Here is a 603-nt window from a genome sequence, read left to right as displayed (position 1 = left end):
CGTGCGCCTGGGCGGTGATCGCCGCGGCGTCGGCGAGGAACCCCGAGCGGTACGCGACGTGGCTGAGCAGCACCAGCGCCGTCCGCTCGCCGAGCACCGGGGCGAGGTGGTCGGGGCCGACGCCGCTCCCGGGGTCGGAGTCGATCCAGCGGAGCGTGCTGCCGGTCTCGGCCGCGATGCCCTCCAGCACGTACCGGTCGGTGGGGAAGTTGTCGGTGTCCACGACGATCTCGTCGCGCCCCTGCTCCGCCTGGCGGGCGATCGCCGCGCGGGCGAGCTTGTAGAGCAGGACGGTCGTGGAGTCGGCGACGACCGTCTGCCCGGCCGCGGCTCCCAGCACCGCGGAGCCGAGGGCGTCGCCGACCTCGAGCGGCATGTCGAGCCAGCCCTCCTCCCAGCCGCGGATGAGGCGGCCGCCCCACTCCTCCTCCGCGAACCGCGCGAGCCGGGCGACGCTCGCGCGCAGCGGCCGGCCGAGCGAGTTGCCGTCGAGGTAGGAGCGGACCTCGGGGGTGCGGACGAACAGCTCGGGGCAGTGCGCGAGCGGGTCCTGGGCGTCGAGCGGATGCATGCCCTCACCCTAGGTCGCGGGTGCCGGGCGCG

1 protein-coding gene is annotated in these 603 nt (G+C 75.8%); it reads right to left on the bottom strand.

All coding sequences use genetic code 11. The features are described 5' to 3' along the window. Positions 1-571, bottom strand: a 571-nt coding sequence (locus C5C95_RS17055) for an aminotransferase class V-fold PLP-dependent enzyme (RefSeq protein WP_146087117.1), incomplete at its 3' end; no start/stop codon positions are given. Positions 572-603 lie beyond the last annotated feature (32 nt).

This window comes from Rathayibacter sp. AY1B7, assembly GCF_002932735.1.
In the GTDB taxonomy this organism is placed as follows: domain Bacteria; phylum Actinomycetota; class Actinomycetes; order Actinomycetales; family Microbacteriaceae; genus Rathayibacter.
The sequence above is the reverse complement of the archived record's forward strand: the minus strand, read 5'-3'. Positions and strand labels throughout refer to the sequence as shown.